This is a genomic window from Zoogloea sp., from assembly GCF_041908905.1.
Lineage (GTDB): Bacteria > Pseudomonadota > Gammaproteobacteria > Burkholderiales > Rhodocyclaceae > Zoogloea.
In genome coordinates, this window is record NZ_JAYREK010000018.1 from 51369 (window position 1) to 65256 (window position 13888).

15 protein-coding genes and 1 pseudogene are annotated in these 13888 nt (G+C 67.3%); 9 read left to right on the plus strand and 7 right to left on the minus strand.

The genetic code is table 11. From position 1 onward, the window contains the following. Positions 1-38 precede the first annotated feature (38 nt). Positions 39-566: a tRNA (adenosine(37)-N6)-threonylcarbamoyltransferase complex ATPase subunit type 1 TsaE gene (tsaE, locus tag ACE3OU_RS11315; RefSeq protein ID WP_374241667.1), complete on the minus strand. Its 528-nt coding sequence runs from the start codon at positions 564-566 to the stop codon at positions 39-41. On the opposite strand from tsaE, the gene queG reads away from it, so the two are divergent. The 3 genes from queG to murI all read left to right on the plus strand — a co-directional run bounded on the left by queG (position 552) and on the right by murI (position 3302). Further along, positions 552-1649 carry a tRNA epoxyqueuosine(34) reductase QueG gene (gene queG, locus ACE3OU_RS11320; RefSeq protein WP_374241668.1) on the plus strand — a complete coding sequence of 366 codons (1098 nt, stop codon included), beginning with the start codon at positions 552-554 and terminating at the stop codon, positions 1647-1649. The two genes, tsaE and queG, sit on opposite strands and share 15 nt — an antisense overlap. An 81-nt stretch (positions 1650-1730) precedes the next feature. Then, the gene (locus ACE3OU_RS11325) at positions 1731-2432 is read left to right on the plus strand and encodes a hypothetical protein (RefSeq protein WP_374241669.1); all 702 of its coding nucleotides are present in this window, start codon (positions 1731-1733) and stop codon (positions 2430-2432) included. A gap of 60 nt (positions 2433-2492) precedes the next feature. Continuing rightward, positions 2493-3302 (plus strand): glutamate racemase, encoded by an 810-nt coding sequence (gene murI, locus ACE3OU_RS11330; RefSeq protein ID WP_374241670.1) that lies wholly within the window; start codon positions 2493-2495, stop codon positions 3300-3302. Positions 3303-3455: 153 nt separating this feature from the next. Here murI and ACE3OU_RS11335 read toward each other — a convergent pair whose 3' ends face one another. Next, a complete protein-coding gene (locus ACE3OU_RS11335) occupies positions 3456-4007 on the minus strand; it encodes a cob(I)yrinic acid a,c-diamide adenosyltransferase (RefSeq protein ID WP_374241671.1) in 552 nt (183 codons plus the stop codon). Positions 4008-4151: 144 nt separating this feature from the next. Between ACE3OU_RS11335 and alaS the strand changes: the two genes are divergently transcribed. The 3 genes from alaS (at position 4152) to ACE3OU_RS11350 (ending at position 8304) form a co-directional block, all read left to right on the plus strand. Then, entirely contained in the window at positions 4152-6776 is a 2625-nt protein-coding gene (alaS, locus tag ACE3OU_RS11340) for an alanine--tRNA ligase (protein ID WP_374241672.1), read from the plus strand. A 67-nt stretch (positions 6777-6843) separates the two neighbouring features. After that, on the plus strand, positions 6844-7395 hold the full coding sequence (locus ACE3OU_RS11345) for an NUDIX domain-containing protein (RefSeq protein WP_374241673.1): 552 nt from the start codon (positions 6844-6846) through the stop codon (positions 7393-7395). 318 nt (positions 7396-7713) lie between these two features. Beyond that, positions 7714-8304: a PEP-CTERM sorting domain-containing protein gene (locus ACE3OU_RS11350; protein WP_374241674.1), complete on the plus strand. Its 591-nt coding sequence runs from the start codon at positions 7714-7716 to the stop codon at positions 8302-8304. A gap of 97 nt (positions 8305-8401) precedes the next feature. Here the strand turns inward: ACE3OU_RS11350 and ACE3OU_RS11355 are convergent, their stop codons facing one another. The 5 genes from ACE3OU_RS11355 to ACE3OU_RS11375 form a co-directional block, all read right to left on the minus strand. Beyond that, positions 8402-9784, minus strand: coding sequence for a phosphomannomutase/phosphoglucomutase (locus tag ACE3OU_RS11355; protein WP_374241675.1), 1383 nt, complete (start codon positions 9782-9784; stop codon positions 8402-8404). Positions 9785-9864: 80 nt separating this feature from the next. Beyond that, positions 9865-10836 (minus strand): YheT family hydrolase, encoded by a 972-nt coding sequence (locus ACE3OU_RS11360; RefSeq protein ID WP_374241676.1) that lies wholly within the window; start codon positions 10834-10836, stop codon positions 9865-9867. After that, a complete protein-coding gene (locus ACE3OU_RS11365; protein ID WP_374241677.1) occupies positions 10836-11267 on the minus strand; it encodes a nuclear transport factor 2 family protein in 432 nt (143 codons plus the stop codon). The genes ACE3OU_RS11360 and ACE3OU_RS11365 overlap by 1 nt, the downstream gene beginning before the upstream one ends. A gap of 124 nt (positions 11268-11391) precedes the next feature. Beyond that, the gene (locus ACE3OU_RS11370; RefSeq protein ID WP_374241678.1) at positions 11392-11592 is read right to left on the minus strand and encodes a zinc-finger domain-containing protein; all 201 of its coding nucleotides are present in this window, start codon (positions 11590-11592) and stop codon (positions 11392-11394) included. Positions 11593-11610: 18 nt separating this feature from the next. Beyond that, positions 11611-12531, minus strand: coding sequence for a branched-chain amino acid transaminase (locus ACE3OU_RS11375; protein WP_374241679.1), 921 nt, complete (start codon positions 12529-12531; stop codon positions 11611-11613). Between the two features lie 120 nt (positions 12532-12651). Between ACE3OU_RS11375 and ACE3OU_RS11380 the strand changes: the two genes are divergently transcribed. The 3 genes and pseudogenes from ACE3OU_RS11380 to mnmA all read left to right on the plus strand — a co-directional run. Continuing rightward, a complete protein-coding gene (locus ACE3OU_RS11380) occupies positions 12652-13104 on the plus strand; it encodes an NUDIX hydrolase (protein ID WP_374241680.1) in 453 nt (150 codons plus the stop codon). Next, complete coding sequence (locus ACE3OU_RS11385) at positions 13101-13679, plus strand: hypothetical protein (RefSeq protein WP_374241681.1); 579 nt, start codon at positions 13101-13103, stop codon at positions 13677-13679. The genes ACE3OU_RS11380 and ACE3OU_RS11385 overlap by 4 nt, the downstream gene beginning before the upstream one ends. Then, a pseudogene (mnmA, locus tag ACE3OU_RS11390) lies at positions 13669-13888 on the plus strand (tRNA 2-thiouridine(34) synthase MnmA); the annotation flags it as partial. The gene ACE3OU_RS11385 and the pseudogene mnmA, both read left to right, overlap by 11 nt.

A 13888-nucleotide genomic window follows, 5' to 3' on the forward strand; every position in this document is an offset into this window, starting at 1 on the left:
GAAGCGGCGCCGGCTGATGGGGCTCGGCCCGGGCCCGCTCAGGGGGCCGGCCTGGCCGCCGGTGGGGCGATAACTGCGTTGAAATCGTCGAGACATCTTTGGCCCTCCGGGCTCAGCGCACGCAGTGCAAGCTCGCGGCCGCCGGCCGGCGCAACATGCAGCAAGACTTCGAGGTCTGCTGCGGGGAGGTAGGGCTGGGCCCGGTCGGGCCACTCGACAAGGCGGATGCCGTCGCCTTCGAAACACTCTTCAAGGCCAGCCTCGAGAAACTCTTCTGCATGGGTGAAGCGATAAAAATCAAAGTGATATACACTAATTCTAGAATCTTTATACGGTTCGACCAAGGTGTACGTCGGGCTCTTCACCCGGCCGGTGTAGCCCAGCCCACGCAGCAGGCCGCGGGTCAGCGTGGTTTTGCCGGCACCCAGGTCGCCGCGCAGGAACACCGTCAGCCGCGCCGGGAGTGCCGCCGCCAGGCGGGCACCGGCAGCCAGCGTGGCGTCCTCGTCGGGCAGGTGCAGGTGGGCTGAAGGGCCGCTATCATTTCCGGGATGAATTTGGTGCACGATAATCTTTCTGGCGGGCAGGAAAGCCTGGCGTCCCTTGCCGCGGATATCAAGACGTGGGGGCGGGCGCTCGGTTTCGACGAGGTCGGCATCGCGGACACGGGCCTCGCCGACGCCGAGGCGGGCCTGACGGCCTGGCTCGAGGCCGGCTGCCATGGGCAGATGGATTATATGTACAAACATGGGGTCAAGCGCTCCCGGCCGGAGGTCCTGGTGCCGGGCACCCGGCGGGTGATCTCGGCGCGCATGTCCTATCTGCCCGATGCCGAGGACGCGCTGGCGGTGCTCGGCGATCCCGCCCGTGCCTACGTCTCGCGCTACGCGCTGGGCCGCGATTACCACAAGGTGCTGCGGGCCCGCCTGCAGAAGCTCGCCGACCGGATTGCCGCCGTCGCCCCCCACGCGGCGCGGGTCTTCGTCGATTCGGCGCCGGTCATGGAGGTCGCCCTGGCCGAGAAGGCCGGCCTCGGCTGGCGTGGCAAGCACACCCTGCTGTTGTCCCGGCAGGCGGGGTCGTTCTTCTTTCTGGGCGAGATCTACACCGACCTGGCCCTGCCGGTGGATGCGGCCCCGGAAGCCCACTGCGGGCGTTGCAGCGCGTGCATCACGGCCTGCCCGACCGGCGCCATCGTGGCGCCCTACCGGGTCGATGCCCGGCGCTGCATCTCGTACCTGACCATCGAGCTGAAGGGGGCGATCCCGGAGGAGTTCCGGCCCATGATGGGCAACCGGATCTACGGTTGCGACGACTGCCAGCTGGCATGCCCCTGGAACCGTTTTGCCCGCAAGGCTGTCGAACCCGATTTCGCGCCCCGCCATGGTCTCGACCGGGCGGGGCTGGTGGCATTGTTTCACTGGTCGGAAGCGGATTTCACCGAGCGGATGGCCGGCAGCCCCATCTACCGCATCGGCTACGAGCGCTGGTCGCGCAACCTCGCGGTCGCACTGGGTAATGCCCAATGTGCGGAAGATGTCCTTGCCGCGCTCGCTTTACGGCGGGAAGATTCGTCCCCTGTCGTCAGGGAGCACGTGCGCTGGGCCCTCGGACGACACGATGGCTCACCTGTTAAAGGCGCTGTATAGTATCGATCAATGTTTCGTAAAGATCCCAAACCCTCGCCCGAAGAAGTGCGTCCGCCGCAAACGCTGGCGGAAGTCACCGCCATGGAATCATGGCGCTTCGATCCTCTCTGCATTGCCGAGGACGCGCCCAAGGTCGATGTTCCTGCCCATCGTCAGGACAAGTTCCGGATCAAGATGCTCATGCGCGACGGCGAGCGCCGCCGCGAGACCGACCTGCTGATCCAGAAGCGCTACGCCTGGCGCGGTTACGGCGCCGTCGGCACGGCCGAAGAGCCCAACCAGCTGACCATGAACGCCGAACTCTTCGGCCGGATCTACGCGACGGTCACCGTCAATATCGACTCCCCCGCCGGGCTCGCCCTCGACAGCACCTATGGTGCGGAGGCGGCGCGCCTGCGTGCCCAGGGAGCCAAGCTGTGCGAGTTCGGGCGTTTCGCCATCGATCCGACGGCGCGCTCCAAACGCCTGATCATCTCCCTGATCCACCTGCTCTACATCTATGCCCACCGGGTGAAGGGCTGCACCGACATCCTCATCGAGATCAACCCGCGCCACCGGGCCTTCTACGAGCGTCTCCTGGAGTTCGAGCAGATGGGGGCCGAGCGGATGTGCGAGCGGGTGAGTGCGCCCGCCATCCTGATGCACATCAGCTGTGCCAAGATCGAGCGCCGCCTGCGGGAGATCGGCGGCAAATGGCGTGAACTGCCCGACGAAAAATCGGCCTACAAGTTTGCGCTGAGCCCCGAAGAAGAGGCCGAACTGGTCGCCCGCCTCGATTACTGAGCGCCGCGCCGCCGTGGTGGCGTAGAATCCGCGGTCCTCGTCCTGCATTTTCCTGCTGCCATGCCTGATACCGGTAAGCTGCCGATCGGGGTCTTCGACTCCGGTGTGGGCGGCCTGACTGTCGTGCGCGCCCTCATGGAGCGCCTGCCCCTCGAGAACATCGTCTACTTCGGGGACACGGCCCGCGTGCCCTACGGTGTCAAATCGGTGGCCACCATCGAGCACTTCACCGGCCAGATCACCGACCACCTGCTGGAGCAGGGCGTCAAAATGCTGATCATCGCCTGCAACACGATGGCGGCGGTGGCCTCCCAGGTAGTCAAGCAGAAGGCCGGGGCGATCCCGGTGCTCGACGTGATCGATGCCGGCGCCCGTGCTGCGGTGGCCGAGTCCCGCTCCCGGGCGATCGGGGTGATCGGCACGCCGACCACCATCAACAGCAACGCCTACGCCCGCCGGATTCACGCCCTCGACCCCAACGTGCGGGTTTATTCGCAGGCGTGCCCGCTGTTCGTGCCCCTGGTCGAGGAGGGCTGGCTGGAGCACGAGGTGACCCGGCTCACCGCCCAGGAATATCTCAAGCCCGTGCTGGCCGAGAACGTGGATACCCTGGTCCTCGGCTGTACCCATTACCCGCTGATCAAGCCCCTGCTGCAGGATGTGGTGGGGCCGGAGGTCCGCCTCGTCGATTCGGCCATCACCGTCGCCGAGCAGGCCGCCCGCACCCTCACCGCGATGGGGATCGCCAACGACGGCGAGAGTCTGCCCACCTACCGTTACACCGTCACCGATATCCCGCTGCGCTTCCAGACCATCGGCGAGCGCTTCCTCGGCCGTTCGCTGGGCACCGTGAACAAGGTGGATTGGTAAGCCGGCGCGCCGGCTGGGCGCCCGGGCGGCGTCCCGGCGCGCTGCCGAGGCACCTCGACGGCGGGGTTTCAGCCGCACGCCCACGCGGATTGATGGATTGTCATCGGCCGGGCGGGCGCCGTCAGCCTGGCGCCGCCGCCCCGCCAGGGTGTGTCAGGCGTTCTTGCGCTTCTGCCACAGCACGTCGCCGCGGCCGCCGGCGCGGTTGAGCACCCGCCCCAGCACGAAGAGCAGATCCGACAGCCGGTTGAGGTACTGGCGCGGGGCGTCGTTCACCGCCTCCTCCTGGCCCAGCGCGACGATCATCCGTTCGGCGCGCCGGCAGATCGTGCGTGCCTGGTGGCACAGGGCCGCGGCGCGGGTGCCGCCGGGCAGGATGAAGTCCTTCAGGGGCTCCAGGTCGTCGTTGAAGCGGTCGAGCTCTTCCTCGAGGTGCTGCACCTGCTTGGCGGTGATCATCTCCATGCCGGGGATGCACACCTCGCCACCCAGGTCGAAGAGGTCGTGCTGCACATTGGTCAGCAGCGCGCGCACGTCTTCGGGAAGCTCCTCGCACAGCAGCACGCCGATGGCGGCGTTGACCTCGTCCACCTCGCCCAGGGTGTGGATGCGCAGGCTGTTCTTGGATACCCGGTTGCCGTTGCCGAGGCCGGTGGTGCCGGCGTCGCCGGTGCGGGTGTAGATCTTGGACAGGCGGTGGCCCATGGTTCTCCCTCTTCTCTTGGTATGTTCTCGGAGCGGGGATTATAGCCAGCGGGAGCGGATGAGGTTGAATGCTACAATTTCGCGCTTTGAAACCTGCGTTCCCCTGACCGTCGCCCCGCGATGTCACCCGGAGACCCCACGCCGATGAAAAGCGCCGAAATCCGCCAGAAATTCCTCGAATTCTTCGCCTCCAAGGGCCACCAGATCGTAGCCTCCAGCTCTCTGGTGCCCCACGAAGACCCGACCCTGCTGTTCACCAACGCAGGCATGAACCAGTTCAAGGACGTCTTCCTCGGCTTCGACAAGCGCCCCTACACCCGCGCCACCACCTCCCAGAAGTGCGTGCGGGCCGGCGGCAAGCACAACGACCTCGAGAACGTCGGCTACACAGCCCGCCACCACACCTTCTTCGAGATGCTGGGCAACTTCAGCTTCGGCGACTACTTCAAGCGCGACGCGATCAGCTACGCCTGGGAACTGCTCACCGAGGTCTTCAAGCTGCCCAAGGACAAGCTCACCGTCACCGTGTATGCCGAGGACGACGAGGCCTACGACATCTGGACCAAGGAGATCGGCGTGCCGGCGGAGCGGGTCATCCGCATCGGTGACAACAAGGGCGCCCGCTACGCCTCCGACAACTTCTGGATGATGGGCGACACCGGCCCCTGCGGCCCGTGCACCGAGATCTTCTACGACCACGGCGAGCACATCTGGGGCGGCCCCCCGGGCTCCCCCGACGAAGACGGCGACCGCTTCATCGAGATCTGGAACAACGTGTTCATGCAGTTCAACCGCGACGAGGCCGGCGTGATGCACCCGCTGCCCAAGCCCTCGGTGGACACCGGCATGGGCCTCGAGCGCATCTCCGCGGTGCTGCAGCACGTGCACGCCAACTACGAGATCGACCTGTTCCAGGCCCTCATCAAGGCCGCGGCCCGCGAGACCAGCGACGCCGACATGGACAGCCCGTCCCTCAAGGTGCTGGCCGACCACATCCGCGCCTGCTCCTTCCTGATCGCCGACGGGGTGATCCCCGGCAACGAAGGCCGCGGCTACGTGCTGCGCCGGATCATCCGCCGCGCCATCCGCCACGGCTACAAGCTCGGCGCCCGCGCCGCCTTCTTCCACAAGATGGTGCCCGATCTCGTCGCCGAGATGGGCGAGGCCTACCCCGAGCTGAAGGCCGGTCAGCAGCGCGTCACCGAGATCCTCAAGCAGGAGGAAGACCGCTTCTTCGCGACGATTGAAAACGGCATGGCGATCCTCGAAGGCGAGCTCGCCGCGATGGCCGCCGCCGGCAGCACCGTGTTCAACGGCGAGACCGCGTTCAAGCTGCACGACACCTTCGGCTTCCCGCTGGATCTCACCGCCGACGTGTGCCGTGAGCGCAGCGTCACCGTCGACGCCGCCGCCTTCGACGCCGCGATGGCCCGCCAGAAGGAGCAGGCCCGCGCCGCCGGCAAGTTCAAGATGGCCGCCAACCTCGACTACGACGGCCCGGCCACCACCTTCCACGGCTACGACAGCCTGGAGGCCAAGGGCAATGTGCTGGCTCTCTACAAGGACGGCCTGGCCGTCAACGAGCTCGCCGAGGGCGAGATGGGCGTGGTGGTGCTCGACGACACCCCGTTCTACGCCGAATCCGGCGGCCAGGTGGGCGACCGCGGTGAGCTGCGCTCGGTGCACGGCATCTTCGCCGTCGAAGACACCCAGAAGATCCAGGCCACGGTGTTCGGCCACCACGGCGTGGTCACTACCGGCAAGCTCACGGTGGGCAACGGCGTGACCGCCAGGGTGGATACCGCCGCCCGTGCCCGCACCGCCCGCCACCACTCCGCCACCCACCTGCTGCACAAGGCCCTGCGCGAAGTGCTCGGCGGCCACGTGCAGCAGAAGGGCAGCCAGGTCGACCCGGACAAGACCCGCTTCGACTTCGCCCACACCCAGCCCGTCAGCGCCGACGAGATCGCCCGCATCGAGCGCATCGTCAATGACGAGATCCTCGCCAACGCCGCCACCGACGCCTCGGTGATGGACATCGAGTCGGCCCAGAAGACCGGCGCGATGATGCTCTTCGGCGAGAAGTACGGTGACGAGGTGCGCGTGCTCACCATCGGCTCGTCCAAGGAGCTGTGCGGCGGCACCCACGTGGCCCGCACCGGCGACATCGGCCTGTTCAAGATCACCCTCGAAGGCGGCGTGGCCGCCGGCGTGCGGCGTATCGAGGCGGTGTGCGGCGACGTGGCGGTGGCCCTGGTGCAGGACCAGCAGAAGCTCCTCGACGGCGTCACCGGCGCCCTCAAGGCCCAGCCGCAGGAGGTGCTGACCCGCGTCGGCCAGGTGATCGACACCATCAAGTCCCTCGAAAAAGAGCTCGCCCGCCTCAAGAGCAAGCTCGCTGCCAGCCAGGGTGACGACCTGGCCGCCCAGGCCGCCGACATTGCCGGCGCCAAGGTGCTCGCCGCCACGCTGGAAGGCGCCGACGTGCCCACCCTGCGCGAGACCCTCGACAAGCTGAAGGACAAGCTCAAGAGCGCCGCCATCGTGCTGGCCAGCGTCAATGACGGCAAGGTCAGCCTGATCGCCGGCGTCACCGCCGACCTCACCGGCAAGGTCAAGGCCGGCGAGCTGGTCAACATGGTCGCCCAGCAGGTTGGCGGCAAGGGCGGCGGCCGCCCCGACATGGCCCAGGCCGGCGGCACCGACGCCTCGGCGCTGCCGGCGGCGCTGGCCTCGGTGGCCGGCTGGGTCGGCGCCAAGCTCGGCTGATCCCCATCGGCGCCCGCCGGCCCCGGGGCCCCGCGGGCGCCCGGCCCGTGATTGCGGGAAGCATCCCATGAGTTCTCCCACCTGGCGTTTCTGCCCCCAGTGCGGCAGCCCCCTCGAGTGGGGCGAAATGGCCGGCGCCGAGCGCCAGCTGTGCTTTGCCCCGGCCTGCGGCTTCGTGCGCTGGGACAACCCGCTGCCGGTGGTGGCCGCGGTGATCGAGTGCGTCGACCGCGACGGTGCCATCCTGCTGGCCCGCAACCAGGCGTGGCCCGAAAAGATGTTCGCCCTCGTCACCGGCTTCCTTGAGCGCGGCGAAACCCCTGAAGAGGCGGTTGCGCGGGAGGTGATGGAGGAGGTCGCCCTGGAGGCCGTGTCGGTGAAGCTGCTCGGCGCCTACCCCTTTGCGCGCAAGAACGAGATCATCATCGGTTACCACGTCCAGGCCCGTGGCGAAATCCGCCTCAACGAGGAGCTTGCCGAATACCGCCTCGTCCGGCCCGAGCAGCTTCGCCCCTGGCCCCAGGCCACCGGGCTGGCGGTGCGCGACTGGATGCTGTCCCGCGGCATGGCGGTGCCCGAGATCGCCGAGGGCAACCTGTTTGTGCACGCCGGTCTCTGAAGCGCGGGCTTGTGTTGGTGCGGGGGCGGGCCGCCGTGACCGTGGCGTGAGGCGGGTTCGGGGTGAACGTGCGCAAGTCGCCGACTCACGTTCGCACGGCTGTTTGGTTTGTTGTTTTTGATTTTGTCGGCAATTTTTACACTTATTTTTCTTTGTAAAAATCTCTTCTTCGATTGAGCCTCAACTGTGAGGCTATCAATCTGATTTTTATGATTTTTTTGCAAAGATTTGGTTTTTGTTGTTTTTGGGCATGGCTTTTGCTGTGGGGTGCTGAGCGTTTTTACTCAAGCATCCACCAGACAAAAGAGGCTAGAACTCATGAAAACCATCAGCAAGCTCATCTCCGGCATCACCCTCGCGCTGGCCTGCACGGCCGCCAGCGCCACCGTCATCAACTTCGATTCCTTGGTCGCCCCCGGCTCCTACGGGCCCACGAGCGGTTCTGGCTTCACCGATTCCGGCTTCGTGTTCAGCTCGAACATGGACGTGGTCGACGTCAGCCCCACGGGCGGTTGGTGGAGTTCCGGTGTCGGTAGCGGGCACAGTGGCAAGTTTGCGGCCCTCAACAACTTCTATGGCAACATGGTCATGACCCAGGCGGGGGGCGGTACGTTCTCGGTCCAGGACCTGTGGCTCAACGGCTGGCAGGGGGCGCTCACCTCCGTCACCATCGAGGGCCTGCTGAATGGCGCAGTGACCGACAGCTACAGCCTCACGTTCAGCAGCCCCTGGACCAACGCCGTTCTCAATTTTTCCGCCGTGGATACGCTGCGCATCAACACCAACGGCACCTTCCTGGTCGATGACATCCAGGTGAACGGCAGCAACGCGATCCCCGAGCCGGCCACCGCTGCGCTGCTGGGGCTGGGCCTCGCGGGCCTCGGTCTGGCCCGCCGTCGTTCGGTCTGATCGCTCGCGCGCAGGGCGGCTCCAGCCGCCCCGATGTGCAACAAAAAACGTCCCGGGGCTCTCACTCCGGGGCGTTTTTGTTGTTTCTGGAGAGCGCTCAGAACGGCAGCTGCACGCCCGGCCAGACGGCCTCGATGGCGCGGCGGAAGTCGGCCTGGATGCGGGCGATGGCGGCTTCGTTGTCGGCCTCGAAGCGCAGCACCACCACCGGGGTGGTGTTGGACGGGCGGGCCAGGCCGAAGCCGTCGGCGTATTCGACGCGCACGCCGTCAATGGTCAGGATGCTCTCGGCGCCCTCGAACCTGGCCTCGGCCTTGAGCTTGTCCACCAGCGCGAAGGGCTCGCCCTCGTTCATCTTGATGTTGAGCTCGGGGGTGCTGACGGCGTCCGGTAGGCCCTTCAGCAGCGGGTTGGCGTCGGCGTGGCGGGAGACGATCTCGAGCAGGCGGGCGCCGGTGTACAGGCCGTCGTCGAAGCCATACCAGCGCTCCTTGAAGAACACGTGGCCGCTCATCTCGCCGGCCAGCGGAGCGCCGGTCTCCTTGAGCTTGGCCTTGACCAGCGCGTGGCCGGTGTTCCACATGGTGGGCTTGCCGCCGCGGGCCTTGATCCAGCCGGCCAGGTTGCGGGTGCATTTGACGTCGTAGATGATCTCGCCGCCCGGCACGCGGGTGAGCACGTCCTCGGCGAACAGCATCAGCTGGCGGTCGGGGAAGATGATCTCGCCGTCCTTGGTGACGACGCCGAGGCGGTCGCCGTCGCCGTCGAAGGCGAGGCCGATCTCGGCGTCGGTGTCACGCAGGGCACGGATCACGTCGGCCAGGTTTTCGGGCTTGGAGGGGTCCGGGTGGTGGTTGGGAAAGTGGCCGTCGACCTCACAGAACAGCTCGACCAGCTCGCAGCCCAGGCGCTTGAAGAGCTCGGGCGCCACCGCCCCGGCCACGCCGTTGCCGCAGTCCATCACCACCTTCATCGGGCGGGAGAGCTTGACATCGCCGACGATCTTTTCAATGTAGGCCGGCACCACGTCGGCCTGGGTGAGCTTGCCGGGCTGGGCGGCGGTGACGAGGTCGCCGTCGATGATGCGCTGGCGCAGGGCCTGGATGAGTTCGCCGAATAGGGTTTGCCCGCCGAGGACCATCTTGAGGCCGTTGTAGTCGGGCGGGTTGTGGCTGCCGGTGACCGACACGCAGGAATTGGTGCCCAGCTCGTAGGCGGCGAAGTAGGTGAGGGGGGTGGGCACGCAGCCCACGTCGATCACGTCGACCCCGGCCGCGCGGATGCCGTCGGCGAGGGCGCCGGCCAGGGCCGGGCCGGACAGGCGGCCGTCGCGGCCGACGGCGATGGCCTTCTGGTTGCGGGCGACGGCTTCGGAACCGAGGGCGTGGCCGATGGCGCGGACAGCCTCGACGGTCAGGGTCTTGTCGACGATGCCGCGGATGTCATAGGCCTTGAAGATCTCGGGGGCGGGGACGAACATGAAAGCTCCGGTGCGCAAAGGATGAAAGATGAATTATACGCCGCCCGCCGTGACGCCTCCGCGTCAGCGGCCGTGGGGCCTCAGCCTTTGCCGGCTTCCGTGAAAAAGCGCACGAGGCGGCGGGGCAGCCAGTCGAGCTGGCCGGGCCAGGGCCCGCTCACAAAGCCCACGTGGCCACCTTGGGCCGGTTGCTCGAGGCATATCGCCGGCGCCACGTCGGCCGCACCCGGCAGGTGCCCGGCGGGCAGGAAGGGATCGTTGCGGGGGTTGAGCACCAGGGTCGGCACGGTGATGGCGGGCAGCAGCGGCTTGCTGGAGGCGCGCCGCCAGTAGTCGTCGCTGCCCCGGAAGCCGTGGAGCGGGGCGGTGACGAGGTCGTCGAAGGCGTGCAGGTTGCGGGCCCGCCGCACCGCTGCGGGGTCGAACAGGCCGGGGTGTTGCCGCAGCTTGGCGAGGGCGCGTGCCTTGAGGGTGGCAAGGAAGTGCCGGGTGTACAGGCGGTTAACGCCGCGCCCGAGGTGGTGGCCCATCGCGGCGAGATCGAGGGGGGCGCAGATCGCGGCGGCGGCCTGGAGGTGGCGGCCGGCGGCGCTGCCGCGGGTGCCCAGCCAGACCAGCAGCGCGTTGCCTCCGAGGGAGACGCCGGCGGCAAAGCGTGGCACGTCGGGGTGGCGTGCGGCCAGGCGTTCGAGGATCCAGTCGAGCTCGTCGGCGTCGCCGGCGTGGTAGGCGCGGGGCAGGCGGTTGGGTTCGCCGGAGCAGCCGCGGAAGTGGGGGACGACGCAATTCCAGCCGAGGCTGTCGAGGTGGCGCAGCAGGCTGCGGGCGTAGGGGGAGTCGCTAGAGCCTTCGAGGCCGTGGAAGAGCACCACCAGCGGGGCGCCCGGGGTGTGGGGCAGCCAGTCGAGGTCGATGAAGTCGCCGTCCGGGGTGCTCCAGCGTTCCCGCTGCAGCGGCGGGCGCGGTCCCTTGCAGAGCAGCGGCCAGATGGTTTGCAGGTGCCCGCCCGGCAGCCAGGAGGGCGGGCGATAGTCGCCGGGGGAGGGCGCCATCAGTGCACGATGTGCGGGATGTCGCTGCCGTGGAGGTTGTCGATGTCGGGTGCCGGCGAGGCGTGGTGGAGGATCATCTTCCAGCCCACCGCGCCGCGGCTGTAGACGTTGGTGGCGATGACCGGGGGGTGCAGGCGATGGTCGCCGTCGATGTGCACGTGCTGGTGCACGGTGTGTACGGCAGTGGTCACGTTGAGCCACTGGACCGACCGGCTTGGCCGGATGATGAGCCGTGTGCCGCTCTCGAAGAGCTGGCGCCAGGATTCGCGGATGGCCGCCAGGCCGATCAGGCGGATGCTGCCGGGGTGCACGCAGACGACCTCTTCGTCTTCCGACCACACGGCCATCATGCCATCCAGGTCGGCCCGGGCGAGGGCGGCGTAGAAGGCGCTTTCAGCTTCATCGGGCGAGGTGAAGATCAGGCTGCTCATGCGTGCGTCGTGCGAAGGGTTGAAGAGGCGCCCGGCGGTGAAGGCGTGCCGGGCGTGTCGTGCCGGACGGGCTCCATGTGACACGGGGGCGTTGCCGCCCCCGTCTGCCTGAGCCCCTGCGGGGTCAGTGGTGCCCTTTGGGCAGTTCGCCGGTAAAGACGTACTTGGCGCCGCAGTAGGGGCAGCTGGCCTTGCCGTCGTGGGTCACGTCCAGGAAGACCCGGGGGTGACGCGCCCACAGCGGGGCGTCGGGCATCGGGCAGTGCAGCGGCAGATCCTTGGCCGTGACTTCGATCGGTTTGGACTTGTCCTGATTCTCGGGCATGGAGGTCTCCGTGGGCGGTCAGACGTGGGACAGCCAGTGGGCGTATTCGGGCGCCTGGCCGTTGACGATCTCGAAGAAGCGCTTCTGCAGCTTGTGGGTCACCGGGCCGCGCTTGCCGTTGCCGATGATGCGGCCGTCGACGTCGCGGATCGGGGTGACTTCGGCGGCGGTGCCGGTGAAGAAGGCTTCGTCGGCCACGTACACGTCGTCGCGGGTCACGCGGCGGGACTGCACTTCCATGCCGAACTCCTTGGCGACCTGGATCACCGAGGCGCGGGTGATGCCGGTGAGGGCGGAGGCGATCTCGGGTTCGTAGATCACACCGTCCTTGACCAGGAAGAGGTTCTCGCCGGCGCCTTCGGCCACGAAGCCGTTGGTGTCGAGGAGCAGCGCCTCGTCGTAGCCGGCTTCGACGGCCTCGGCGTTGGCGATGATGGAGTTGGCGTAGGTGGAGGACAGCTTGGCGCGCGGCATCGTCACGTTGACGTGGTGGCGGGCGTAGGAGGAGATCTTGACGCGGATGCCGTTCTCGAGGGCTTCCTCACCCAGGTAGGCGCCCCACGGCCAGGCGGCGATGGCCACATGCACGGTGGCGCCCTTGGTGGAGATGCCCATCTTCTCGGAGCCGTAGAAGGCGATCGGGCGCAGGTAGCAGGACTCGAGCTTGTTGGCGCGGACGACCTCGAGCTGGGCCTCCATCAGGACTTCCTTGCTGTAGGGGATGTCCATCATGTAGATCTTGCCGGAGTTGAGCAGGCGCTGGGTGTGCTCGGCCAGGCGGAAGATCGCAGTGCCGTTGACGGTGTTGTACGCGCGGACGCCCTCGAAGACGGCCAGGCCGTAGTGGAGGGAGTGGGTGAGCACGTGGGTGGTTGCTTCACGCCACGGAACGAGTTTGCCGTCGTACCAGATGAAACCGTCGCGGTCTGCCATAGACATGGTGGGGGTTCTCCAACTGAAATCAGTAAATTCAAGCCGCTGATTCTAGCGCATTCCGCAGGCCTGCGGACCCTCGCGCCGAACGGTTAAAATGCGGATCTTTGTCGGGACGGAACGGGCATGGAAATCTGGAAGCCGAACGTGACGGTGGCGGCGGTGGTCGAGCGGGACGGGCGTTTTCTCGTCGTCGAGGAAGAGACCGACGACGGCCTGCGCTTCAACCAGCCGGCGGGGCACCTCGAGAAGGGCGAGGCGCTGGTCGCCGCTGCGGCGCGGGAGGCCCTCGAGGAGACGGCCCACCACTTCCGGCCGGAGTTTCTGGTGGGCATCTACCAGTGGCCCAAGCCGGGCAGCGACATCACCTACCTGCGCTTTGCGTTTGGCGGGCGGGTCGATGGGTGCGAGCCGGAGCGCAAGCTCGACGACGGGATCGTGCGGGCGGTGTGGCTGAGCCTCGACGAGCTGCGCGCCACCCGGGAGCGTCATCGCAGCCCGCTGGTCCTGCAGTGCGTGGAGGATTACATCGCCGGCCGGCGTTTTTCGCTGGATCTGCTGCGGCACTACGACGCATGATGCGGCCTCGCCTCGGTGCGGCTCTGCTGGCCGTGGCTGCCGCACTTGGCGGCGGTGCGGCGCAGGCCGACGCGCGGGTGGCGATCTGTTTCAACTATGGCTGCCTCACCGAGGCCGAAGTGGTGTTTTCGGAGGCGCAGCTCGCCCAGGTGGCCGGCTTGCTCGGTCGGGCCGCTTCGGCGGCAGAGGAGCGGGCGGCGCTGGCCGAGGCGATGGGGTTGCTGTACCGCTGGGCGGGCACCCAGTCGCCCATCAGCGCCGATCGGGCGGGGGATTTCCTCGACGATGGCGCGTATGGTGCGATGGACTGCATCGACCACGCGGAGAGCACGACCCGCCTGCTCCGGCTGCTCGAGGCGCGCGGGATGCTGCGCTTCCATGCGGTCGAGCCGATCCGGCGCCGCACCCGCTGGCTGGTGACGCAGCATTTCTCGGCGGTTGTCCGCGAGAATGCCGAGGCGCCCCGGGTGGGCGCCAGTTTTGTTGTGGATACGTGGTTCGGGGAACATGGCGATCCAGCCGTGGTGTTGCCCCTGGAAGACTGGCTGGATGGAGAGGGACCGAATGTCTCGTAAGGAAAAAGTCGTCGTCGGCATGTCCGGCGGTGTGGATTCGTCCGTCGCGGCGCTGCTGCTCAAGCAGCAGGGCTACGACGTGGTCGGCCTGTTCATGAAGAACTGGGAGGACGACGACGATGATGAGTATTGCTCGACCCGCCAGGATCTCGTCGACGTGGTGTCGGTGGCGGACGTGCTGGGCATCGACCTGGAGGTGGTTAACTTCT

What these genes read in the sequence shown, in the direction of transcription:
- queG (WP_374241668.1), top strand. Translation starts at nt 552, where the DNA reads ATGAATTTGGTGCACGATAATCTTTCTGGCGGGCAGGAAAGCCTGGCG.
- ACE3OU_RS11325 (WP_374241669.1), top strand. Translation starts at nt 1,731, where the DNA reads ATGGAATCATGGCGCTTCGATCCTCTCTGCATTGCCGAGGACGCGCCC.
- murI (WP_374241670.1), top strand. Translation starts at nt 2,493, where the DNA reads ATGCCTGATACCGGTAAGCTGCCGATCGGGGTCTTCGACTCCGGTGTG.
- ACE3OU_RS11335 (WP_374241671.1), bottom strand. Translation starts at nt 4,007, where the DNA reads ATGGGCCACCGCCTGTCCAAGATCTACACCCGCACCGGCGACGCCGGC.
- alaS (WP_374241672.1), top strand. Translation starts at nt 4,152, where the DNA reads ATGAAAAGCGCCGAAATCCGCCAGAAATTCCTCGAATTCTTCGCCTCC.
- ACE3OU_RS11345 (WP_374241673.1), top strand. Translation starts at nt 6,844, where the DNA reads ATGAGTTCTCCCACCTGGCGTTTCTGCCCCCAGTGCGGCAGCCCCCTC.
- ACE3OU_RS11350 (WP_374241674.1), top strand. Translation starts at nt 7,714, where the DNA reads ATGAAAACCATCAGCAAGCTCATCTCCGGCATCACCCTCGCGCTGGCC.
- ACE3OU_RS11355 (WP_374241675.1), bottom strand. Translation starts at nt 9,784, where the DNA reads ATGTTCGTCCCCGCCCCCGAGATCTTCAAGGCCTATGACATCCGCGGC.
- ACE3OU_RS11360 (WP_374241676.1), bottom strand. Translation starts at nt 10,836, where the DNA reads ATGGCGCCCTCCCCCGGCGACTATCGCCCGCCCTCCTGGCTGCCGGGC.
- ACE3OU_RS11365 (WP_374241677.1), bottom strand. Translation starts at nt 11,267, where the DNA reads ATGAGCAGCCTGATCTTCACCTCGCCCGATGAAGCTGAAAGCGCCTTC.
- ACE3OU_RS11370 (WP_374241678.1), bottom strand. Translation starts at nt 11,592, where the DNA reads ATGCCCGAGAATCAGGACAAGTCCAAACCGATCGAAGTCACGGCCAAG.
- ACE3OU_RS11375 (WP_374241679.1), bottom strand. Translation starts at nt 12,531, where the DNA reads ATGTCTATGGCAGACCGCGACGGTTTCATCTGGTACGACGGCAAACTC.
- ACE3OU_RS11380 (WP_374241680.1), top strand. Translation starts at nt 12,652, where the DNA reads ATGGAAATCTGGAAGCCGAACGTGACGGTGGCGGCGGTGGTCGAGCGG.
- ACE3OU_RS11385 (WP_374241681.1), top strand. Translation starts at nt 13,101, where the DNA reads ATGATGCGGCCTCGCCTCGGTGCGGCTCTGCTGGCCGTGGCTGCCGCA.